The organism is Vibrio sp. S9_S30, from assembly GCF_014694455.1.
Lineage (GTDB): Bacteria > Pseudomonadota > Gammaproteobacteria > Enterobacterales > Vibrionaceae > Vibrio.
On the sequence record NZ_JAAUWT010000004.1, the window covers coordinates 67,655 to 90,103 of the forward strand.

Here is a 22,449-nt window from a genome sequence, read left to right on the forward strand (position 1 = left end):
ATGTAAAACGATGAAAATGTGTCTCACTTTTTGAATGCTTGACTCAATTGAGTTACTGCTCAATGTAAGCATCTAATTTAATAGTTATTTTTTAGCTCCTGTGCTTTTCCCCGAAGACCAGAAAATCTAAATATTGAATGGGCTTTTTTACAGTTTGTCTTTGTACATGCCTTTCTGCATCTCATCACTCGCTCATTCTTGCTTGAAAATGCTGCGTCAATGTAGCCACCTTTTCTATAAATATAGGCTCAGATAAATATATAGGTCGTCAGTTTAGTGCACTGAAAATATCTTCAGATTCGGATATCAAAGCAGAGAGCATGTAACGGATATGCATGTAACTGGTATAAATGTAAACAGTGCAACATGTTGATCTGGCTGCGAAAACAGAAGCGATGAAAGCAGAAGAGTGCAGCGAGGTTCCATTCGGCTATGTCTTCATTTTTCACACAAATACGCTATACGAGTTATTTCCAAAGAGTAATTTAGAGGGAAATGAGTCTATTAATGCTCTAATGACCTAACCCATCGAGCGAATGAGAGGATGTGGGGGTCACCCAACTTATAGCTTGGGCAAATCAAATAGTAGGCATAAGGGCTGTCGAAACTCAGATCGAGTGGCTTGATGAGCGCCCCAGAATCGAGCTCTTTTTTCACCATGAAATCAGGTAAGAGAGCGATGCCACAGTTCCGTGCCAGCAAAGGCAAAGACATATAAAAATGTTCAAATGCAACGGGGTAATAATTGGGTGACGCGTGAATTTGACGCTTGTTCAACATCAGCTCCCAAAGCTGTGGGCGAGTAGATTGAGGAAGAAGAGGGAAACGAAGCACGTCATCTATCGAGTTAAGTTTCCCCACGCTTGGATGGGCAACTAAGAGGAGCTTTTCTTGAAACAACCATTCCGAATGCTCATAGTGTTTTGCAATGGGTAAGCAACGTATTGAAACGTCTGCATCGATTCCTCCTTTGGGTAGTCGGCCATCTCCGGTATTGACCGAAATTTTCAGGCGTTGGTTTTGTGAGAGAAACTGGTCTATTTCAGGCAACAGCCAAAGGTTGGCGATAGAAGGAGACACATTTAATTGCAGTAAATTTGTTTCTGAGTGGGTTTGTTGCAATTCTGCACTGGCTGACTGTATCGCCTCTAATCCTGGCACGACTTTACTGAGGTATTGACTCCCTGCTTCTGTCAGTGCGAGACCATTTCCTTTTCTCACAAATAGAGCTTGGCCGAGCTGAATTTCAAGAGATTGAATTTGTTTGCTTATTGCCCCCTGAGTGACATGCAGTTGTTTGGCCGCCTCTGAGAAGCTAAGGTACCTTGCCGCAACAATAAAGGCTTGAAGTGAGCGGCTAGAGGGGAGGTGCTTAGTTAACTGCATGATCATTACATTCCTTATGGGGGAGCACCTCTTGAATTGCACTAAGGCACTTCACACTATTCCATTCACTCATACCAGTGAGAATAATTCGCTTGTTGAGAAAGCGCAAAGCTTTATCTTGGTGACTCAATAACCTGAACTTAAGTAACCTAAACTCAAGTAAACCAAATCAAGTCAACAGAATAAGGTACGTAAGGATTCGCCATGACTCATCTCATTCATCGTCATTGCCACCATCTACCTCCGGTGGTGGAAAGTGGGCAAGGTATTTACCTTTTCGATCATAATGGTAAGCGTTACTTAGATGCTTGTGGGGGGGCGGCGGTTTCGAACCTTGGGCATAACAATCAAAAAATTAAGCATGCCATGCTGCGACAAATGGAGGCGTTGCCCTTTGCGCACAGTGGTTTCTTTACCACAGATGCGGCAGAACAGTTGGCAGACAAACTGGTGTCTTTAAGCCCCGACTCACTTAACCATGTTTACCTAGTGAGTGGTGGGTCGGAGGCTATTGAGTCGGCACTAAAGCTTGCGCGTCAATACTACCTTGAAAAAGGTCAAGGCGGTAAGTCTCAGTTCATTGCTCGTCGGCAAAGCTATCATGGGAATACCCTAGGTGCTCTAGGAGTGGGCGGTAACGAATGGCGTCGAGCGCCATTTCGCCCGTTGCTGAAAACCGCGCATCACATCTCTCCGTGTTATCCCTATCGAGACCAGCACGAAAGCGAATCCGCATTTGATTATGGGCAGCGCGTAGCAAACGAACTAGAAAGTAAGATTCTTGAAGTGGGCGCAGACAACGTGATGGCGTTTGTTGCGGAAACGGTAGTAGGAGCCACCGCTGGTGCACTGGCTCCCGTAGAAGGGTACTTTACTCGCATTCGTGAAATTTGCAGCCAATACGATGTGCTGCTGATTTTGGATGAAGTGATGTGCGGGGTCGGTAGGACGGGGTCATTCTTTGCCTTTGAACAAGAAGACATAGTGCCCGACATTGTTACTGTGGCAAAAGGACTGGGTGGGGGGTATCAACCCATCGGAGCAACCATAGTCAGCAGCCAGATCTACAAAACGATCGCCGATGGTTCAGGTTATTTTCAACATGGGCATACGTTCAACGCGCACCCAATAGCATGCGCGGCTGCATTGGCAACCATCAATGACATTGTTGAAGGAAACCGGATTTCAGATGTTCAGTCCATCAGCCGTTTGCTTTTCAAAGAGCTGAATGACGCGTTTAGTCATCACCCGAATGTTGGTGATATTCGAGGAAGAGGGTTGTTTATTGGAATTGAGTTTGTAGAAGATAAGCCGACGAAAACGCCTTTTTCCTCAACGAGCCAACTGGAAATGAAAGTGAAGCAAACGGCGATGGAGGAAGGGTTAATGTGTTACCCAATGAAAGGGACAATCGACGGTCAAAATGGTCACCACGTGCTGTTGGCTCCCCACTTCATTATGACGCCAGCGCAGGTCACAGAATTGATTGAGAAGCTGCAAGCCACCTTTAGCCGGCTGTTTTCTTTGGAGGCGGTATGCCAGCCATAATCGTTGCTCCAAACGGTGCACGAAAGACGAAAGGCGATCACCCTAATCTCCCGATGTCTGTAGAGGATGTGGTGAAAGATGTGCAAGCCTGTGCTCGGGCTGGTGCGGCGATGGCGCATGTACATGCTCGAACGTTAGAAGGAAAGCATACACTGGGGATACGTGAAAATGCTGCTCTGCTTGCTGCTCTCAAAGCCGAATTGGGGAATCAAATTCTGATTCAATTGACCACGGAAGCCATTGGGCAATTTTCGCGATTAGAGCAAATGAGGCTGATTGAAAAAGTGCTTCCGCCCGCTGTTTCTTGCGCCATCAAAGAGCTGATTCCAGATAAGGCATCCGAAGCGACCGCCCGAGATTTCTTCCACTTAGCCAATCAGGAAAACATTCTGATACAGTGGATAGTTTATGATCAGAATGATCTCATTCGTTACTTTGATCTGCTGAACAGGCAGGTTATCCCCAATACGAACCAGCATTTGTTATTGGTTCTTGGGCGTTACCACAAACACCTAGAATCTCAACCCACCGATTTATTGCCCATGCTGACGCCACAATTGTTGAATTCGGATATCGCTTGGGGTGTGTGCGCTTTTGGGCGATTAGAACAGCAATGCCTTATCTCTGCTATGTTGTTAGGTGGGGATGCACGAGTTGGGTTTGAAAATAATCATTATTTACCCAATGGAGAGCTGTCTCCGGGAAATGAGTGTCAAGTCGCTCAACTTGTTCAGCAAGCGACAGCGCTCAACGTGAATCTTATCGATGCGAGAAAGTTTGAGTCGATATTGAAGTGCAATTAATAACCTTATGTTTTACAAAGAGAATATTTACCCTTAACCGAGGTGTGCTATTTGTAAAACTTACGTAAATGGAACTATGTTTCTAAAGACAGAAACACAGGTATTTTGCACGTAAACTAACAGAGGGGAAGGGATATGACGTTTTTGAAAACGGCTTGCGTAATGATGGGGCTGACTGGTGCATTGGGGTTCGCAACCACCACGAACGCGGCTGACGATTTTGTAACGATTGGTACAGGTGGCGTAACCGGTGTTTATTATCCAACGGGAGGCGCGATTTGCCGCTTGGTCAATAAAGGGCGCAAAGATCATGGTATTCGTTGCTCTGTCGAGAGTACAGGCGGTTCGGTCTACAACATCAACACCATTCGAGCCGGTGAGTTGGATTTGGGTATTGCTCAATCGGATTGGCAGTATCATGCCTACAATGGTTCAAGCAAGTTTGAGGAGCAAGGCCCTTTTAAGGATCTTCGTGCGGTCTTTTCTGTTCACCCAGAACCCTTTACTGTGGTAGCACGTGCAGACGCCGGTATTAAAACATTTGCCGATCTAAAAGGTAAGCGTGTCAACATTGGTAACCCTGGTTCTGGTCAGCGCGGTACGATGGAAGTGCTGATGGATGAGTTGGGCTGGACAATGAAAGACTTTAAACTTGCTTCAGAATTAAAGGCTTCTGAGCAGTCTAAAGCGCTTTGTGACAACAAAATTGATGCAATGATTTATACGGTGGGTCACCCAAGTGGTGCTATCAAAGAAGCAACAACTTCTTGTGACAGTGTCATTGTTGAAGTCAGCGGTCCTGCTGTGGCAAAACTGATTGCCGATAACAGCTTCTATCGCGTCGCGACCATTCCAGGCGGTATGTACCGTGGCAATCCAGAAGATGTTCAAACGTTTGGTGTCGGCGCAACGTTCGTCAGTTCCACTGCCGTAAAAGAGACAGTGGTTTATGCAATCGTGAAAGCGGTATTTGAAAACTTCGATGACTTTAAACGCCTTCATCCTGCCTTCAGCAACTTGAAAAAAGAAGAAATGGTAAAAGATGGTCTATCGGCACCTCTTCATGCTGGTGCAGCAAAATATTACAAAGAAGTGGGTTTACTGAAATAAATCACGTTGTTTTTCTTCAAAGCCCGCTTTGTTAAGCGGGCTTTTTTATGCTTGATAAGCCGTGAAAGTGGTTCTGCTGTGCAGTGAAATTTATTTGCTATATGGCTCAACGCATTCAATCTATTAGTAATTTACGCATAATACGTGATGACTGTCTATACTGAACTAAAGGTATGATTGAGATGGAACTTACTATGCTAAAAACTCTCGTTAAGCAAGTTGCAACAAGACTTTTAATAACACCTGTTTTTTTGCTTGTCTTATCTATCCCAAACGTAATAGCAGAAGAAAATAGCAAGCGAACCTATTACTTTGTAGGCGCTTTTTTAGCTCATCCTTATGTACGCGATATCAAGTTAGGCTTTAAATACGCCACCAAGAAATTAAATGTGAATATCGTAATGCTTGGCCCTCAGGGACCGGATTGGGATGCTCAGTATAAAGCAATGGAAGTGGCTATTGCCGCTAATCCTGACGGCATTATTGTCCCTCTTTGGGTCGATAATACCCTCCCTTTGATCGTTGAAGCGAGAAAGAAAGGAATCGAAGTGATAGCCATTGAAGCGGCCCCTGAAAACCACAATGCTAATACGTACATTGGGTTGGATAACTATCAGGCTGGTCTCCTAACGGCTCAAGAGCTCGTTCGTATTGGTGGTAACAAAGGCAAGCTAGGTCTCGTCCTTAATCAAGCCAGTAATACCGTGTTAAAGAGGCAGGGTGTTATCGATGGCTTGAAAAATACGGAATGGGAAATAGTTGCTGAAGTGGACGACGAAACGAATACCGATCAAGCCAGCCAAGTGACGATGAAACTCTTACGTGAGCACCCCCATCTTAGTGGATTGATAGGGCTTAACTCCAGCTCTGGTGTAGGGATAGGAAATGCGATAGGTCAGCTCGGTTTGATGGACAAGGATCTATCCATTGTGGTTCATGATCGGGAAGATACGGTTCTCGAATTTATTGAAAGTGGTGTGATTGATTCTTCTATCGTAGCGAAAACGGCAATGATGAGTTATCTCTCGATTGCCTTACTGGAGGATTATCACGATCGATTGGGCGATGATATTCCAGTAGCCAGTAATATCTCATCCATTGGTATTACACTGCTTCCTGAAGTGGTTCACATAGGCGCAGTCGTTGTTAATAAAGAGAATATCACCCATTTTTTACGCAAGAATTTAATCAATGGCTGGAAGGCTGAATGACCTTTAAAACCAAACTTTTTGTTTTTACTCCGCTGCTGGTCGCGCTCACAATCGTGCTTTCGATTGTTGCTTCCAATGTGTTGATGAGAAGTGAGATTAATCGTCAGAATGAGGCACGTCTGCACAATGCAACGAGCTCTCTACAAAGACGCATATCAGATGATTTTCCGCATATTCATCGCCAATATGAAGCATTTCGAAGGAGTGCTTCTACTCAATTCTTAATGGGTGTGGAGCGAGGTAACATCTTTACCGCTGAAGATTTTATCGGCGTGCTTACTTTCTACCCAGATGTTCGCGAGTACTTACTTGAGTTTTCACGTATTTACGATATTTCCAGCTATGCGATTTACCTGCCAGCGGACCCCAATTCTTCCTCCCCAGTATTGGATGAAAACGTTAACTATCTCTTTGCTCAATTTAATGGTCAGTTAGATGGGCTCATCATCAATGAAACCACTTTGATTAGCTGGGACTCGCGCAATTTTTTACGCAAAAAAGTCATCGAGCCCGTTCTTAATTTTCCTAAGACATTCGTTGGTTCGCCTCGAACTGAATTAACAACGTTATCGGATGGCAGTGTAGGTATTAGTTACAGCTTCGAACTTGATAACGGTGGAGTGCTGGTATTGCAAAGGAGCTGGGATTTTGACTTGGCGATTCAAGAGGTGGATTTAGGGGTGGAAATTACTCTGTACGATGAATCAAGAAATCGAATAGACGGATCTAGCGAATTTACAAAACTTGAAGACGATATCCAAATTAATACAGCGAAAATGCAGTTAGATATCAAGGATATCGATGGGCAGATTCATACTGGTTTAGTTTCAACCATAAGAGACAAAGGGGTCGTACTTGGGTATTTGGTTACCTCAATATCTCAACAAGTTATAGAAGATGCCACTAAGCGTGTTGCGGTATTACTCATCGTTTCGGGCTTGGTTTTAGTGTTGCTGGCAGTGGCGATTTCAATCTTAATGGCTCGCTCGTTCATTGAACCCGTTTCTCAGTTAATTAAGGATTTTAGTGCGATTGCTAACGGGAATATCAATCACAAAATCAACATCTCCCGACGTGATGAATTTGGTGAACTCGCGCGTAATTTTTACTTCATGCAAAGCGCGATCAAGGACAACATTACCGAGTTGAATTTGAAGATCCAGGAGCGAGATGTTGCAGAAAGAAAAGTGAGAAAGCTCAATGAAGAACTGGAAGACCGGGTGATGTTAAGAACGGAAGAATTACGCCATGCAGTGAATGAAATGGAGAAAGCCAAAGAAAGCGCTGAAAAAGCGAACCAAGCCAAGTCGGAGTTTCTGGCTAATATGTCTCATGAAATTCGGACTCCGATGAACGCGATTCTTGGGTTTTCTGAAATTCTCTATTCGGAAGAAGCCAACCCAAAAAAACTCAATTTCATCAATAAGATCAGGACATCAGGTAAAGCACTTCTTCACCTTATTAATGACGTTTTGGACTTGTCGAAAGTGGAATCCGGTAAACTCGAGTTTCATATGGCGCCCACATCGGTGCCTAAAATGTTTGAAGAATTGCATGATATGTTCGACCACAAGGCGTCCAGCAGTGATCTTGCGCTTATCTATGAAATAGAAAAAGGCATGCCTGAGAGCCTCTCCATGGATGAAAATCGATTAAGGCAAGTCTTCATTAACTTGATTGGTAATGCCGTTAAATTTACCGCTAAAGGCTTTGTAAAAGTCACCGCCAGAGCTATCCCTGTCGAGGAAAATTTCAGGTTGGAATTCGATGTAGAAGATACAGGGATAGGGATTAAAAAAGATCAGATGGATAAAATATTTGGATCATTTGAACAGGCAGAAGCAACGGAAAGTCGTTTTGGTGGTACAGGCTTAGGGCTTGCCATTAGTAAGCAAATCATTGAACTAATGGGGGGGGAAATATCGGTCTCTAGTGAATTTGGTTCAGGGACAACGTTTAGTGTGGTTTTACCCTTGGTGAGTCCGGCTCAAGCGCTTGAGGCTGACCCTGATCCTGTAGAGGAAAACACCAGTGTGGTATTTGAACCCGCCAAAATTTTAATAGCGGATGATGTGGATTATAACCAAGAAATTTTGGCTCAGTTTTTAACGGATTACCCATTCGTATTGGACTACGCCGATGATGGCATTCAATTGCTTGAAAGGGTGGAAAAATGCCCCCCTGACTTAATTTTGATGGACATAAAAATGCCTAATATGGATGGTCGAGAAGCCTCTGAAATATTAAAGAAAAATCCCCTTTATCAGGACATTCCGATTATTGCCGTTACGGCTTCTGCATTGTCGGAATCGCTTGAAAGTCACATTAAGTACTGTGAAGGCTATATCACGAAACCCGTTGATAAAGAGAGCCTTATCGAAGAGCTTAAGAAATTCCTTGCCTATACTAAAGTGAGCAGGTCGGTTAATGGTTCAGTTGCACTGCAATCAAAGCCAATTGAATCTGAGGGGGAAATAAGAGTCCCTAGTGGGGAAGTGCTTTCCAAAATTCGAACTTTAGCCATTGATGGATTTATAGATGATATTCAAGAAATGGTGCAACCGCTTGCCACGGATTTCCCAGAGTTTACCGAACGTGTCGTTAAATTCGCTCACGAGTTTGATGACCAGAAAATAATCGATATGGTGGATGATTACGTTAATGAGCAACCATGATATTTCAATACTTATAGTGGACGATAGCCCTTCAAATCTAGGTGTCGCTTCCGGTTTTTTAAAAGAGTTGGGTTATAAGATTGCCACGGCCAACAATGGCAGAACGGCATTAAGTCGAGTAGAGAGAATCAAACCTTCATTGATTCTTTTAGATGTCAATATGCCTGAAATAAATGGTTTTGAAGTCTGCCAAATTCTCAACAGCAACCCTGAATATGTTGATATTCCTATCATTTTTCTTACTGCATTAACAGATCAGGATGCAAAAGAAAAAGCATTCTCTTCCGGTGCAGTGGATTACATCAGTAAGCCTTTTCAAAAGAAAGAGCTGATTGCCCGTGTGCAAAATCATTTAAGTATCAGCCAATCCAAGAGAGATCTAGAGAACCTAGTAAAAGAAAAGACGGAAGCGTTAATCCAGCTACGAAGTACGCAAAATAAGCTGGTGGAATCAGAGAAAATGGCATCACTGGCCAAGTTGGTGTCGGGTGTAGCGCATGAAATGAACACACCAATAGGGAATTGTATCAGTACGTTTTCCGCTATTAGGGACACCATTGATACGTTAGAAAATTCGATCGAAAGTGGTGTTCTTTCAAAGAGCAATATGGTGTCAACGTTGGAATCGATCCGTGATTTCACCACTATTGGTCTTAACAATACGGCGAAGCAATCTCGCTTAATCGATTCATTTAGAGAGTTAGACGCCGTGGGGGCTGAAACCCGAGTTCAACCAGTGAATGTAGGGCGTTTTATGACCGAAGGGTTGGAGTCCGTTGCTGCGAGGGAAGAGATCGGCGTGAAATTCAACGTGGAGTGCGATCCGACGCTTACCGTCAAACTCAATACGTGGATTGTCCACGACGTACTGCAAAAATTGGTGACCAATACCTATCATCACGGGTTCGCTGGCGGCAAAAAAGGGGAGATTTGGGTCAATGTGCGTCACAATAACGGGCAATTAGAGGTGGAATATCGTGATGATGGTCGAGGTGTTTCTTCAGATGTAGAGGAAACATTATTTGAACCCTTTATTACGACTGAGAGGAGCCAAGGGTTTGTTGGATTGGGATTGCATGTCGCCTATATTTTAGTTACTCAGTACCTTAAGGGGCGAATTGAGTTGATAAAATCATCACAAGGAGCGCGCTTTACCTTTTGTTTTCCATGTGAAATATCCTAATTATGGTTGCTAATTGTGAATGAATTGTTAGCATTGTATACAAGAATTGTGCTCAAAATAATAAAGCAAACGATTAACTATTGTTCGAATTGAATATGTTCTTCTTCACAGTCGTGAATCATGTCAAGAATCTGTAAAAAATTGGGCGATAATTGCACAGGTATTTGGGGATAGGTGCTAATTTTAATACTTTGATACCAAATGACACGGAGAAATAGGATGATGACCTTTAAGTCAGTCGCGGTAGGTGTAGCGCTTGGGCTAGCAACTTTTGCTTCTCAAGCTGCAGATTTTAAACCGTCAGTGATCTTTGACATGGGCGGTAAATTTGATAAGTCTTTCAACCAAGCGGCTTACAACGGTGCGGAAGCATTTAAGAAGGACACAGGAATTACGTACGGTGAGTTTGAAATTACTAACGAAGCACAACGTGAGCAAGCGATGTTGCGTTTGGCACAGCGTGGCCATAATCCTATTGTGGCAGTGGGTTTCCAGCAAGCTCCTATCGTTGAAAAAGTAGCGAAGCAATTTCCAAAAACAAACTTCGTTATTATTGATTCTGTGGTAGACCTACCAAACGTTCGTAGCGTTGTGTTTAAAGAACATGAAGGTTCTTTCCTTGTTGGTGCGCTAGCTGCCATGAAGAGTGAGTCGAAAACCGTTGGTTTTATTGGCGGCATGGATATTCCTCTGATTCGTAAGTTTGCTTGTGGTTATGAGCAAGGTGCAAAATACATCAACAAAGACACAAAAGTTGTGCAAAACATGACAGGTTCTACGCCTGCTGCATGGAATAACCCAACAAAAGGGGCGGAGCTGGCTAAGTCTCAGTTCGACCAAGGTGTTGATGTTGTTTACGCCGCTGCGGGTGGTACAGGTGTGGGGGTTTACCAAGCTGCCGCAGATGAGAAAAAATACGCGATCGGCGTAGATTCCAATCAAAACCACCTTCACCCTGGCGTTATGCTGACGTCGATGGTTAAGCGCGTGGACGTTGCGGTTAAAGATGCATTTATGGATGCGTACGCAGGCAAATTCACTTCAGGCATGCAGTCTCTTGGCCTGAAAGAAGAAGGGGTCGCATGGGCACTTGATGAATACAATAGCAGCCTAATCACAGCAGAAATGGCAGGCAAAGTTGAGCAAATTCGGGACGACATTATTTCTGGTAAAGTGGTAGTACACGATTACTTCTCAAATAGCGCTTGTACTTACTAATATAGTAGTAATCAATGCCGGACATGGCTGATCTGTGTCCGGCTTTTTAATTTCTGCCTTCCAAGAATTCAGCAAAAAATATAATTATCATTCTTGGTGGTGATGTGGCAGACATAGCTGGAGTATTTTTGCGAAAATAGCAGAATAAATGAAAGAGAATTCAATGAAACGGATTCGACGAAATTTTCAGATATTTGCATTTATACTCTTTAAAGTTGATAAACCTGTCATTTTGAAGATATACAAGAACTAACATGAGTTATCGAATCATTCAGTCACTCAGGGAGAGAGAATGAGCAGTCCTGCCATTGAGTTAAAACTCGTTAATAAGCGCTTCGGCGCGGTTTGGGCAAACAAAGATATTAATTTTGCTGTCCAACCAGGCACCATCCACGGCATTGTGGGAGAAAACGGTGCGGGCAAGTCGACATTAATGTCGATCTTGTACGGCTTTTATGAGGCGGATTCGGGCTCCATCCATGTTGATGGAAAGCAAGTTGCCATCAAAAACTCTCAAGATGCGATCGATCTTGGAATCGGAATGGTTCACCAGCACTTTATGTTGGTAGAAACCTTTACGGTTATTGAAAACATTATGCTCGGCGCTGAAAGTCACAGCTTGATCTCGCATAGCGTAAAAGATGCTGAACAAGCATTGCATGAAATTGAAACGAAATACGGTCTTGAAGTGGATAACCACGCGTTGGTTTCTTCTTTGCCTGTGGGTTTGCAACAGCGGGTAGAGATATTAAAAGCGTTATATCGTGGTGCACGTATCCTCATTTTGGATGAACCTACTGGGGTTCTTACACCACAAGAAACCGAGCAGCTTTTTGACATTCTGCGCACACTAAAAGAGCAGGGTGTGACCATCATATTAATCACCCATAAGCTGAAAGAAATTATGTCGGTAACCGATAGTGTCTCTGTTATGCGGGCGGGTGAAATGGTGGCGTTCAGAAATACAGGGCAAACGAATCCACAAGAACTGGCGGAGTTGATGGTGGGTCGTAAAGTTCTGCTTAATGTCGATAAGTCAGAAGCAGCACCTGAAGAGACCCGTATTGAAGTCAAAGACGTCAGTTACTTTGATGACCGAGGTATTAAGCGTCTCAAGAATCTTAATTTCCACATAAAGGCGGGGGAGATTCTAGGGGTGGCTGGGGTTTCTGGTAATGGTCAATCAGAGTTGCTTCGTGTACTTTCTGGTACTTTGGTGCCTCAAGAAGGTGAGTTAAGAGTCTCAACGTCGAAAGGGGTGCATCAATTCAATTCCGAGGCTGCCCGTGACGCTGCATTAATGCGCGAATTAAGTATCGGTCATATTCCGGAAGACCGTATCAAGCAGGGTTTAGTCAAAACCATGCCTGCCGCAGAAAATGCCATTCTTGGCTTCCATCATAATAAAGAATACGGTTCTCATCTTCTTGATTTGAATGCCATTGATGACGCGACACGTGACATGATGGAGCAATATGATGTCCGACCCGTCGATCCACACCTTAAGAGCGCTAACTTTTCCGGTGGTAACCAGCAAAAGTTGATTATCGCGCGCGAAATGCTCAAACATCCGGATGTCATCCTAGTTGGTCAACCCACACGCGGTGTGGATATTGGGGCGATTGAATTCATTCATAAAAACATCATTGCAGCCAGAGATAACGGCGCAGCGGTGCTCCTTGTTTCCACTGAGTTGGATGAAATCATGTCTCTGTCCGATAGAATTATCGTGATGGTGGATGGTGAGATTTCGGGTGAAGTAAAAGCAAGTGAAACCGACGAGAAAGGGCTGGGTCTGCTCATGGCCAATGCCAGTGCTGAAGGAGACGTACAATGAACAAGACCGTACCCTCATGGGTCAATGTAGCGTTGGTTCCGCTGCTTCAGTTGATTCTCGCTTTGGTGGTATCTAGCCTCGTCGTGTTATTGGTTGGTGAAAGCCCTGTCGCTGCATTTTCTGTGATGATTCAAGGGGCAACGAATCTTGAGTATGGTGGTTTAAGTAACACACTTTACTATTCCACGAACTTTATTTTTACAGGTCTTGCCGTAGCAGTGGCGTTTCACGCTGGCTTGTTCAATATCGGCGGTGAAGGGCAGGCGTATATCGCTGGCTTAGGTATCGGTATATTGATGTTGTTGCTAGACGGTATATTGTCGGTCTGGTTAATGGCACCGTTAGCCATTATTGTTGCGGCTGCCTTTGGTGCGCTTTGGGGCGCGGTGCCTGGTTATCTGCAAGCTAAACGTGGGTCGCACATTGTGGTTACCACCATTATGTTCAACTTTATTGCGTTTTCGGTTATGGGTTACGCATTGGTAGAACACATAGCCAAATACGGCGGTAACTCGACAGATTCACGTTACTTCAACCCTGAGGCGGTGTTTCCCAAATTACATGAATGGGGCGCTGCGAACGGGTTTGAATTGCCATTTTCTTTACTTAACCCATCGTTATTGATCGCGTTAGTCATGGCGTGGCTAGTATGGCTGTTATTGTTCCGATCTCGCTTGGGTTACGCTATCCGAGTGGTTGGGCAAAATGCGTCTGCGGCGGAATACGCAGGGATCAACGCAAAGAGAATCATTATTATCGCCATGACAATATCTGGTGGTTTAGCGGGCATGATGGCCGTCAATGAAGTATTTGGTGCGCACAATCGCCTTATTCTCAACTTCACTGGTGGCTTCGGGTTTATTGGTATTGCGGTGGCACTCATGGGACGGAATCACCCTGTTGGGATCATTATTGCGGCGATTTTGTTTGGTGCTTTATATCAAGGCGGAACCGAGTTGCAATTTGAAATGCCGAGCTTGAACCCTGAACTTATCATGGTTATCCAAGGTTTGGTCATCTTCTTTACTGGCGCTATGGATAGACTTATTCGTGAGCCTGTTGAGCGGCTCTTTACTCGTCAAGCGAAAGCTTAGGAGGTGTGACGATGGAAATTTTTAACTGGCTATTGTCCACTTTTGATTCGACCATTCGCTTGGCTGTACCGCTTATCTTTGCGGCAATGGCGGGGATATTTTCAGAGCGTTCTGGTATTGCGGATATTGGTCTGGAAGGCAAGATGCTGTTCTCTGCTTTTGTGGCTGCTGCGACGTCTTATGCACTGGGTTCTCCGTGGTTGGGATTGCTGGCAGGTATTGGCGCTTCTGTTCTATTGGCACTCGTTCATGGCTATGCTTCCATCATTCAAAAAGGTGATCAGATCATTTCAGGTTTGGCGATTAACTTTTTTGCATCCGGGATGACGATAACCCTAGGACATGCTTGGTTTTCTAAAGGTGGTCAAACGCCTACACTGCTTAATGAACAACGCTTCTTACCCCTTGATTTACCGGGTGCGCAGTGGTTAGGTGAGAATGTTCCCGTGATTGGTCCTATTTACTCGGAGCTTATTTCGGGTCATAACATTCTTGTCTATCTTGCATTTGTCGCCGTCGTTGTGACTTGGTGGGTATTGTTCAGAACTCGCTTTGGTTTACGAGTCCGTGCTGTTGGGGAAGAACCGAATGCTGTGGATACAGCGGGTATCTCGGTATTTTCGTTGCGTTTTAGAGCCGTACTCGTGACAGGCGTGTTGTGTGGGTTGGCCGGAGCCTACCTGTCGACCGCTCAGAATGCGGGCTTTGGTAAGGAAATGACAGCTGGTCAAGGTTATATTGCATTAGCCGCGGTAATATTTGGTAAATGGAACCCTAAAGCCGCATTTTTTGCCTGCTTGCTGTTTGGTTTCTTGTCGGCATTGGAAACGCGAATGCAAGGCGTGGAAATCCCACTGGTTGGTGTACTTCCAACCCAAGTGTTCTCTGCACTACCCTATGTTTTAACTGTTGTTCTTTTAGCGGGCTTCATTGGAAAAGCTGTTGCCCCTAAAGCGATTGCCAAGCCATACACGAAAGAACGATAAAGATTCTAGGAACGTTCATAAATCGTATTCACTTCTTCAAAGCCATCCGATTTTTCTGGTGGCTTTTTTATTATTGGTCAAAGGGGGTTAAAGACATGCGCTATACGGCTTTACAAGTTGTGAGGAGTGTGGTTTCCGAACTCAGAAAGGCAAGTTCGATTGAAGCAAAGAGAAAATGAAAGCCTAGTTGGAAGTTGAGCTAAATCGGAATAAAGTTTAATAAATGAAAGAGCAAACGTTTGCCTTTTTTGGGCGATATTGCCGCTCATTAACATGCGAGCTACAATCTCGTTCCCAACTTGTCCCTTAATAAGTTTTATTGAATATGAAGTTTCCCGGTCAAAGAAAATCTAAACACTACTTCCCTGTGCATGAGCGTGATCCATTGGTAACCCAAGCGCAAGAAAGCAAAAAAATGGCACGCACTCACATTGTTGGTATCGACCAGACTCTCGTGGACATTGAGGCGAAAGTGAGCGATGACTTTATCGAAAAATTTTCTTTGAGTAAGGGACACTCTCTGGTTATCGATGATGAAACAGCAGAGAATTTGTACAACGAGCTAAAAGAGCAAGGGCTCGTCACCAATGAGTTTGCTGGCGGTACGATTGGCAATACTCTGCATAATTACTCCGTTCTTGCAGACGACAAGTCCATTTTGTTGGGGGTAATGAGCCAAGACATCAAGATCGGCAGTTATGGGTATCGATACCTGTGTAATACGTCTAGCCGAATGGATCTTAATTATTTGCAAGGAGTAGACGGTGCGATTGGTCGCTGCTTCGCTTTGATCAGTGAAGACGGTGAACGTACCTTTGCTATCAGCGAAGGTCATATGAATCAGCTAAAGCCTGAAAACATCCCAGAAACCATTTTCAAGAAAGCGTCTGCACTGGTTCTTACTGCTTATCTTGTTCGATGCAAGCCAGGCGACCCCATGCCTCAAGCAACCATGCAAGCTATCGAGTACGCAAAAAAATACGACGTGCCCGTTGTTCTTACGTTGGGAACAAAATACGTTATTCAAGACGATCCAGTGTTTTGGCAAACCTTTTTGCACGACCACGTGTCGGTAGTCGCGATGAACGAAGATGAGGCGAAAGCGTTAACAGGGGAAAATGACCCGCTTTTGGCTTCGGATAAAACGCTTGATTGGGTGGATCTGGTGCTATGTACAGCAGGACCTGTTGGACTTTACATGGCAGGCTTTGCCGAAGATACGGCAAAGCGAGAAACATCGCTTCCGCTCCTTCCGGGTGCCATTGCAGAGTTCAACCGTTATGAGTTCAGTCGACCAGTACTAAAGGCCAACACTGATAATCCGATTAAGGTGTATTCGCACATCGCACCTTACATGGGCGGTCCTGAAAAAATAAAGAATACGAATGGTGCAGGCGATGCGGCACTCTCTGCATTGTTGCATGACATGGCCGCCAACCGTTACCACAAAGAAAATGTGCCGAATTCCAGTAAACACCAATACCCGTATTTGACGTACTCTTCTTTCTCTCAGGTATGCAAATATTCGAACCGCGCAAGTTACGAAGTCTTGGTTCAGCATTCTCCTCGTTTGTCTCGAGGTTTGCCGGAGCGTGAAGATAGCTTGGAAGAAGCGTACTGGGAACGTTAATCTTATTAGAATGCTTAGAAAACCGCTTCTTTGGGCGGTTTTCTTGTTTTAATCTCGATGACTATGCCATGATTAATTCAACCCAAATTCATACTGTGTAAAGAGTAAGGTCCGCTGATGGTCAGTTGCGATAAATACGATTTCATTGAGTTAGCTTGTCTACTCAAATTGAGAGTGAGCCTAGATATGCTGTCTGGTGAACAAATAGAGGGAGTGGCGCACAATACCAAAATAGGCACCGATCGGGCGGAATATTTGATTCTCACTAACTTGATCGCTGATGTAACCGATGTCGATGAAACTATGGTACGACTCGATGACATCCATACAATGAGCGCAAAAACACCAAACCCTCACTTCACAACTATTCACATTAATGACATTTAATGAACTTCCGTTCGGTATGTTCTTGCGTGAGAATCAGGTGGTCATGAGTGAATAATAAGTAGATAAAGTTCAACTGATTATATTTATTTTTTCTGATTTCTCTTGGCTTTCTCCCACCACGCTTTCCCTCTCATTTTTACTCTAGGTCTTCTACACAAGCCGCATTCTTTGGTATGCAACAAGATTTTATTCTTCTCTGTCTGATACTATTCCTGCGTCATATCTGGAGGCTAACCACATGAAAATTCTAGTGATTGAAGATGACGTAACGACAAGAGAGTTTGTATCTCAGGGGCTGCGCGAACATGGCTATATCGTAGATGAAGCGGGAGATGGTCAAGAAGGTTTGATGATGGCCATCAGTTGTGATTATAAAATGATCATTCTCGATCGGATGTTACCAGCACTGGACGGCATGAAAGTACTTGCGGCGATTAGAGCAACCGAAGTGAATGTACCAGTCTTGATTCTCAGTGCAATGGACAGCGTTGAAGATAGAGTCAGCGGCTTGCAAGCGGGCAGTGATGACTACTTAACGAAGCCTTTTGCTCTAGCGGAATTGATTGCTCGTACAGACATCATTGTACGACGTCACCAGCCCACCCCTCGGGTTCTTAGCTACTTGGAATACGAAGGTCTTAAATTGGACTTGAAAGCGCATCGCGTCACTTTTCTTGATAACGAGTTACATCTGCAACCCAAAGAGTTTCAGTTACTTCAGTATTTCATGGAAAACGAAGAGCAGGTCATTTCTCGAATGCGTTTGTTTGAAGCGATATGGCACTATCATTTTGACCCTAGAACGAACGTGATAGATGTTCACATTGCCAATCTTCGTAGAAAATTGGATGAGGTTGGCGGAACGAATCTACTCCATACCGTTAGGGGAGCAGGTTATGTCCTTCGCTGTTGATCATGATCTTACACGTTCCTCAATATTTAAAATTTTACTCCTACTCGTCATATCCATTGCTCTGCTTTATTCATTATTTGTTCATCAAGTCTTTGTCCATTCGGAGTCATTTCATCGCAACCAACTTACCAAGCAGCTTCGCGATGAAATTCAGGAGTTTGACGAAGCCAATCTGCGAGGCGTTGGCGAAGTGGAAAGATTGATTCTGAGAAAGCGAGAGTTTGAAAGTCCTTTCATCTATCACATCAATCGTATTTCCATTCCATCCTCTTATCCGGTAGTGCGGAAAAAATTGAGTCATAACCAAGTCTTTCTTTTTGATGGTCGAACATTGGAAATAGGCATCAAACCCGAGCTTTTGCAGTCGTATCGTTCTCAAGTGGTTCCGATGATTGCTTCGGGTGTTTTGATACCCGTCACATTGATGTTTATTGGCGCGGCGACATTCGCGATTGTCATATTACGTAAGCTGCATAGGGTCAATCATGCTATGAATCGCTTTCTCTGTGGTGAAAAAAAGGTGAAATTGCCTGTTTCAACCAGTGATGATGAATTCGATATTTTGGCGATACATCTCAATTTTATGATAGAGCAGATGGAAAAGAACGAAGAGACTCTCAAAACGCTCTCAATTGGTATGGCACATGATATGCGAACGCCGATGGCTCGCTTAAAATTGAGACTCGAAGAGCTTTCTAACTCAAAAAATTTAGCAGAACCAGAGCTCAGTAAGCTTATGGCTTGCCAAGAAGAGTTGGATGTGTTGCTCGCTTTTTTTAACAGTATGTTGGAGATTGCACGCTTAAACAGTGGGCAGATGGTCATAAGTGACGACGACGTCGACTTGAGCAAAATTGCCCATGATGTGACGGAATTTTTGATACCGCTCGCAGAACAAAAGCAGCAAATCATGACCCTAAGAAAAGAGGGGCAATGCCATCTTATTGGTGATCGTTCTTTGATGTTTCGAGCCTTATTTAACTTGGTAGAGAATGCGGTGAAGTACACGCCCGAGCATGGTCGGATTGAGGTGATTGTAGACACTCTAGGTATCGTTGTTTGTGATTCGGGAATAGGGATATCTGATACCGACAAACCTCACGTTTGCGAACCGTTATTTAGAGCAGATAAAAGCCGAAGCGAAATCGGAAATGGAATGGGCTTAGCCCTCGTTGATGCGGTTGTCCGGCTGCATCAAGCGCAGCTTCTTTTTAAGGATAATCACCCAGGTTTGAGAGCGAGAATTTACATTAGTTAACTCTCATGTCCATTCATAAATAGGGTTTGAAGCCGAAGCCAGTGGAACGGAGCCCACTGAGGCGGAAAGCGCTAAAAATGTACTGTCTCTATGGTTATAGAAACGTTTGGCAGATGCTTAGGGAAAAGGGAAAAGACAATACGAGTCAAAAGTAACTCAATTTAATCAAGGCGTTGAGGTGTTAGTTTGACTCTGGTGACGTTGATAAGCAATCTGCTTATATAGAATGTCGCTACCGCCGTTTAACAGGTTTCTGTGCGGGTATCTGATATTAATGTTTAGAGTGCTTACTCTATATGTAGGTGAAATATGAACTGGTTATCTAACCTCTCTTTAAGAATGAAGATGGCGTTACCTGTTACAGTAATGATTCTTTTATTCTCCTCCATCACGTTGTACAACGTCCAATTGTTTGGTGCGCAAAGTCGAGCAAATAATAAATTAAATAACAACATTCAACCCGTATTGGAAAAACTCGAAGATGCCTACCGTGATCTCTACCAAGTGTTCTCGGCAGCGCAGGGTTTGATGCTCGCTAACGGTGATCAGGAAGAAATGCAAAAGCATAAGTTTGAGTTCGAAGATAATGGCTATAAAGCATTGCCTCGCTTAAAGAGCCTTTATAGTTTGGTGGATGGAGAAATATTGCCATCGAGTTCAAAAACAAGCATCGATCAGCTCATTGAAGCAACTGAGAGATGGATTGATAAATACGAGATGATGTTTGCCCAACCACAGCAAGCTCAAGCCTTATTTACTCAATATCAGGCCGGCTTAATGAGTGATTTCGCCATTATGCGAAAGGAGCTTAAATCGATTCGTAAAAGCATTGAAAGCGTGCAAGCGGAACTTCGAATAGAAGCCAATGATGCGGCTAGGAATTCAGAGTTAGCACTTGAAGTCGGCAGTGGATTCGCCATTCTAATTGGCGCTTTTCTAACTTGGTTACTGTCTGGTTGGATTATTGCTCCAATTCGTCGGTTGAATGAAAGCATGGCGGAAATTGCGTCGGGGCAGGGGGATTTAACAAAGCGAGTTAAAGTGGAGTCTTATGATGAAGTTGGGGAATTAGGGCGAAACTTCAACACGTTTGTACAATCTTTACAAACCACGATTGGTGACGTTGTTGATGCCACGCACCACGTGCGCAATGAGATGAATCAATTTAATCAAATTACTGGCAATGTTGTTAAAGGGGTAACTTCTCAACAACAAGAAAGTGAGATGGTTGCAACGGCAATCAATGAAATGCGAGCTACAAGTGACAGTGTAAGTCAGAATGCTCAAGAAGCAGCGAGTGCGAGCGAGGTTGGGCACTCTGAAGTGAAACAAGCCTCGGAGGTACTAACGCAAACGGTGACCTCCATTCAAGAGCTTGCAAACGAACTGAAACACGCAGGATCTGTGATACATACATTGGATTCTGATGTGTCTAACATCGCTTCGATTCTGGATGTGATTCGTGGTATTGCAGAGCAGACAAACCTGTTGGCGCTTAACGCTGCGATAGAGGCGGCGCGCGCGGGGGATCAAGGGCGTGGCTTCGCCGTTGTTGCAGATGAGGTGCGCGCCTTGGCGAGTAAAACGCAAGACAGTACTGGTGAAATTCAGGTAATGATTGAGAAGCTGCAAGCAGGTGCAAAGGAAGCGGTAACGGCAATGAAGTCTAGCCAGCAAGGGGGGGAACGTACCATTGAACATGCGAACACCGCATCACACTCTTTGAATGAAATCAGCCGTTCAATTTCAATCGTCAATGAAATGAACGCTCAAATTGCAACAGCAGCATTTGAACAAACGACCGTCAGTGACGCTGTAAACCGCAATATTCAGCGAATTGCCGATAACAGCCAACAGATCGTTCATGTGGTGGAAGACGCCAATGATTCTTCTAAGAATTTAGCCGCTCAATGCGAACGCTTGGATAATCTCGTGGGACGTTTTAAGGTATAGGGTTACTAGCCTTTCAAGGGCTGTTAGCTAAAGCAAGGACTGTCAGTTAAAACAAGTCCTGCCAGTTTAAACAAGTGCTATCCGTTAAAAAAGTAAGCCCTAGGTGATGTCACTTAGGGCTTTCTGACGTTTTAGGTAGGCGCTTAATTTTTCAGATTTTTTAGCAAGGTTAAAGGTCGGTTCAAATAAAAAAGCTGCCGAAGCAGCTTTAGTCAATCGATGTAATGTTCGTTATACGAAAATGTATTGGTCCATCATTGTGATCATACGGCCAATTTCAGGTTTGGTTATCGTATCGTTTGCACCGAGCTGTAATGCTTTCTCACGGTTGTCATCACTCATTAACGAGGAAAACATAACAATTGGCATCGCGCTGTACGTGTCGTTCTCTCGTAGCCTTTTAAGCAGGTGCATGCCATCCATGCGAGGCATTTCTACGTCGGTAACAACCGCATCGACAAATTCGCTTACAGGAACGTTCTCTTTCTTAGATAACGCTTCGAACTCTGTCAGTTTATCCAGCGCTTCTCCTCCGTCCTTACAGGTAATGATGTTGTACCCTGCGGATCGGAGTGTGTTTTCAATTAGGCTGCGTATAAACGCTGAATCATCAACAACCATAACCGTACGAGCCTGACGTTTGGTGACCATTCTCTGGTTTAGATCAACGCTCTTATCTATAGTGACATCGTATTTTTCCATACTCAATTCTGGGTTGATGTCTGCAATGATTTTTTCAAAATCCAAAATCATGATTAGGTTGCCATCTTGTCGAACAACAGCGACAACGCAATCATTTTCTCCCGCCTCTAAGAATTGGCTTGGTGACTCTACATCTTCCCAAGAAATTCGATGAATTCGGCTTATGCTGTCGATCAAAAATCCATTAGTCATCCGATTAAAATCCGTAACAATGACAAACTTGCGTTCGAGCTCGGATTTTGTGGGCACGCCCAACCACCCTGCCAAATCGACCAAAGGGGTGAGCTTTTCTCGTGAAGAGAACACGCCAACCATATGAGGCTGTGCATTAGGGTAGTCCGTTGTCTCTGGAACCTGAATTACTTCGCGAACTTTCGCAACGTTAATACCGTAATAGCAGGTTTTAGTTGTACCGTCTGGAAGTTGTTTTTGTAGATGAAATTCTATAATTTCAAGCTCATTTGTACCACTTTCGGTTAAAACCGTACTGTTAAGGTTGTTACTCATAGATACCACATTTCAAGTTATGACTGACAGGCAGTTATTGATGTTTAT

General features: G+C 44.1%; 17 protein-coding genes. 15 read left to right on the forward strand and 2 right to left on the reverse strand.

Going from position 1 to position 22,449, the window contains the following annotated elements; all coding sequences use genetic code 11:
* Nucleotides 1-504: 504 nt before the first annotated feature.
* Nucleotides 505-1,392, reverse strand: a complete 888-nt coding sequence (locus HC752_RS05990; protein ID WP_190334226.1) for a LysR family transcriptional regulator — start codon at nt 1,390-1,392, stop codon at nt 505-507.
* A gap of 198 nt (nt 1,393-1,590) precedes the next feature.
* Between HC752_RS05990 and HC752_RS05995 the strand changes: the two genes are divergently transcribed.
* The 15 genes from HC752_RS05995 to HC752_RS06065 all read left to right on the forward strand — a co-directional run bounded on the left by HC752_RS05995 (nt 1,591) and on the right by HC752_RS06065 (nt 21,192).
* A complete protein-coding gene (locus tag HC752_RS05995; protein ID WP_190334227.1) occupies nt 1,591-2,934 on the forward strand; it encodes an aspartate aminotransferase family protein in 1,344 nt (447 codons plus the stop codon).
* Nucleotides 2,922-3,737 (forward strand): 3-keto-5-aminohexanoate cleavage protein, encoded by an 816-nt coding sequence (locus tag HC752_RS06000; RefSeq protein WP_190334228.1) that lies wholly within the window; start codon nt 2,922-2,924, stop codon nt 3,735-3,737. Before HC752_RS05995 ends, HC752_RS06000 begins: the two co-directional genes overlap by 13 nt.
* Before the next feature lie 135 nt (nt 3,738-3,872).
* A complete protein-coding gene (locus HC752_RS06005; RefSeq protein ID WP_190334229.1) occupies nt 3,873-4,847 on the forward strand; it encodes a TAXI family TRAP transporter solute-binding subunit in 975 nt (324 codons plus the stop codon).
* 194 nt (nt 4,848-5,041) lie between these two features.
* Nucleotides 5,042-6,058, forward strand: a complete 1,017-nt coding sequence (locus HC752_RS06010; protein ID WP_190334230.1) for a substrate-binding domain-containing protein — start codon at nt 5,042-5,044, stop codon at nt 6,056-6,058.
* Entirely contained in the window at nt 6,055-8,733 is a 2,679-nt protein-coding gene (locus HC752_RS06015; protein WP_190334231.1) for an ATP-binding protein, read from the forward strand. The genes HC752_RS06010 and HC752_RS06015 overlap by 4 nt, the downstream gene beginning before the upstream one ends.
* Nucleotides 8,720-9,916: a hybrid sensor histidine kinase/response regulator gene (locus tag HC752_RS06020; protein ID WP_190334232.1), complete on the forward strand. Its 1,197-nt coding sequence runs from the start codon at nt 8,720-8,722 to the stop codon at nt 9,914-9,916. Before HC752_RS06015 ends, HC752_RS06020 begins: the two co-directional genes overlap by 14 nt.
* 219 nt (nt 9,917-10,135) lie before the next feature.
* Nucleotides 10,136-11,134: a BMP family lipoprotein gene (locus tag HC752_RS06025; RefSeq protein ID WP_190334233.1), complete on the forward strand. Its 999-nt coding sequence runs from the start codon at nt 10,136-10,138 to the stop codon at nt 11,132-11,134.
* A gap of 292 nt (nt 11,135-11,426) precedes the next feature.
* On the forward strand, nt 11,427-12,971 hold the full coding sequence (locus HC752_RS06030; RefSeq protein WP_190334234.1) for an ABC transporter ATP-binding protein: 1,545 nt from the start codon (nt 11,427-11,429) through the stop codon (nt 12,969-12,971).
* A complete protein-coding gene (locus tag HC752_RS06035; RefSeq protein WP_190334235.1) occupies nt 12,968-14,065 on the forward strand; it encodes an ABC transporter permease in 1,098 nt (365 codons plus the stop codon). Before HC752_RS06030 ends, HC752_RS06035 begins: the two co-directional genes overlap by 4 nt.
* An 11-nt stretch (nt 14,066-14,076) precedes the next feature.
* Entirely contained in the window at nt 14,077-15,051 is a 975-nt protein-coding gene (locus HC752_RS06040; RefSeq protein WP_190334236.1) for an ABC transporter permease, read from the forward strand.
* A 325-nt stretch (nt 15,052-15,376) separates the two neighbouring features.
* The gene (locus HC752_RS06045) at nt 15,377-16,681 is read left to right on the forward strand and encodes an inosine/guanosine kinase (protein WP_190334237.1); all 1,305 of its coding nucleotides are present in this window, start codon (nt 15,377-15,379) and stop codon (nt 16,679-16,681) included.
* A 117-nt stretch (nt 16,682-16,798) separates the two neighbouring features.
* Nucleotides 16,799-17,068: a Rho-binding antiterminator gene (locus HC752_RS06050; protein WP_190334238.1), complete on the forward strand. Its 270-nt coding sequence runs from the start codon at nt 16,799-16,801 to the stop codon at nt 17,066-17,068.
* Between the two features lie 238 nt (nt 17,069-17,306).
* A complete protein-coding gene (locus HC752_RS06055) occupies nt 17,307-17,981 on the forward strand; it encodes a response regulator transcription factor (protein WP_190334239.1) in 675 nt (224 codons plus the stop codon).
* Entirely contained in the window at nt 17,965-19,239 is a 1,275-nt protein-coding gene (locus tag HC752_RS06060) for a sensor histidine kinase (protein ID WP_190334240.1), read from the forward strand. The genes HC752_RS06055 and HC752_RS06060 overlap by 17 nt, the downstream gene beginning before the upstream one ends.
* A 309-nt stretch (nt 19,240-19,548) precedes the next feature.
* Nucleotides 19,549-21,192 (forward strand): methyl-accepting chemotaxis protein, encoded by a 1,644-nt coding sequence (locus tag HC752_RS06065; RefSeq protein ID WP_190334241.1) that lies wholly within the window; start codon nt 19,549-19,551, stop codon nt 21,190-21,192.
* A gap of 231 nt (nt 21,193-21,423) precedes the next feature.
* On the opposite strand, the gene HC752_RS06070 is transcribed toward HC752_RS06065, so the two are convergent.
* Entirely contained in the window at nt 21,424-22,401 is a 978-nt protein-coding gene (locus tag HC752_RS06070; protein WP_190334242.1) for a chemotaxis protein CheV, read from the reverse strand.
* Between the last annotated feature and the right edge of the window lie 48 nt (nt 22,402-22,449).

Excerpts from the sequence above, each read along its gene's own strand:
- HC752_RS06020 (WP_190334232.1), top strand. The coding sequence starts at position 8,720 with ATGAGCAACCATGATATTTCAATACTTATAGTGGACGATAGCCCTTCA.
- HC752_RS06035 (WP_190334235.1), top strand. The coding sequence starts at position 12,968 with ATGAACAAGACCGTACCCTCATGGGTCAATGTAGCGTTGGTTCCGCTG.
- HC752_RS05990 (WP_190334226.1), bottom strand. The coding sequence starts at position 1,392 with ATGATCATGCAGTTAACTAAGCACCTCCCCTCTAGCCGCTCACTTCAA.
- HC752_RS06010 (WP_190334230.1), top strand. The coding sequence starts at position 5,042 with ATGCTAAAAACTCTCGTTAAGCAAGTTGCAACAAGACTTTTAATAACA.
- HC752_RS06045 (WP_190334237.1), top strand. The coding sequence starts at position 15,377 with ATGAAGTTTCCCGGTCAAAGAAAATCTAAACACTACTTCCCTGTGCAT.
- HC752_RS06055 (WP_190334239.1), top strand. The coding sequence starts at position 17,307 with ATGAAAATTCTAGTGATTGAAGATGACGTAACGACAAGAGAGTTTGTA.
- HC752_RS06065 (WP_190334241.1), top strand. The coding sequence starts at position 19,549 with ATGAACTGGTTATCTAACCTCTCTTTAAGAATGAAGATGGCGTTACCT.
- HC752_RS06030 (WP_190334234.1), top strand. The coding sequence starts at position 11,427 with ATGAGCAGTCCTGCCATTGAGTTAAAACTCGTTAATAAGCGCTTCGGC.
- HC752_RS06025 (WP_190334233.1), top strand. The coding sequence starts at position 10,136 with ATGATGACCTTTAAGTCAGTCGCGGTAGGTGTAGCGCTTGGGCTAGCA.
- HC752_RS06015 (WP_190334231.1), top strand. The coding sequence starts at position 6,055 with ATGACCTTTAAAACCAAACTTTTTGTTTTTACTCCGCTGCTGGTCGCG.
- HC752_RS06000 (WP_190334228.1), top strand. The coding sequence starts at position 2,922 with ATGCCAGCCATAATCGTTGCTCCAAACGGTGCACGAAAGACGAAAGGC.
- HC752_RS06070 (WP_190334242.1), bottom strand. The coding sequence starts at position 22,401 with ATGAGTAACAACCTTAACAGTACGGTTTTAACCGAAAGTGGTACAAAT.
- HC752_RS06050 (WP_190334238.1), top strand. The coding sequence starts at position 16,799 with ATGGTCAGTTGCGATAAATACGATTTCATTGAGTTAGCTTGTCTACTC.
- HC752_RS05995 (WP_190334227.1), top strand. The coding sequence starts at position 1,591 with ATGACTCATCTCATTCATCGTCATTGCCACCATCTACCTCCGGTGGTG.
- HC752_RS06040 (WP_190334236.1), top strand. The coding sequence starts at position 14,077 with ATGGAAATTTTTAACTGGCTATTGTCCACTTTTGATTCGACCATTCGC.
- HC752_RS06060 (WP_190334240.1), top strand. The coding sequence starts at position 17,965 with ATGTCCTTCGCTGTTGATCATGATCTTACACGTTCCTCAATATTTAAA.
- HC752_RS06005 (WP_190334229.1), top strand. The coding sequence starts at position 3,873 with ATGACGTTTTTGAAAACGGCTTGCGTAATGATGGGGCTGACTGGTGCA.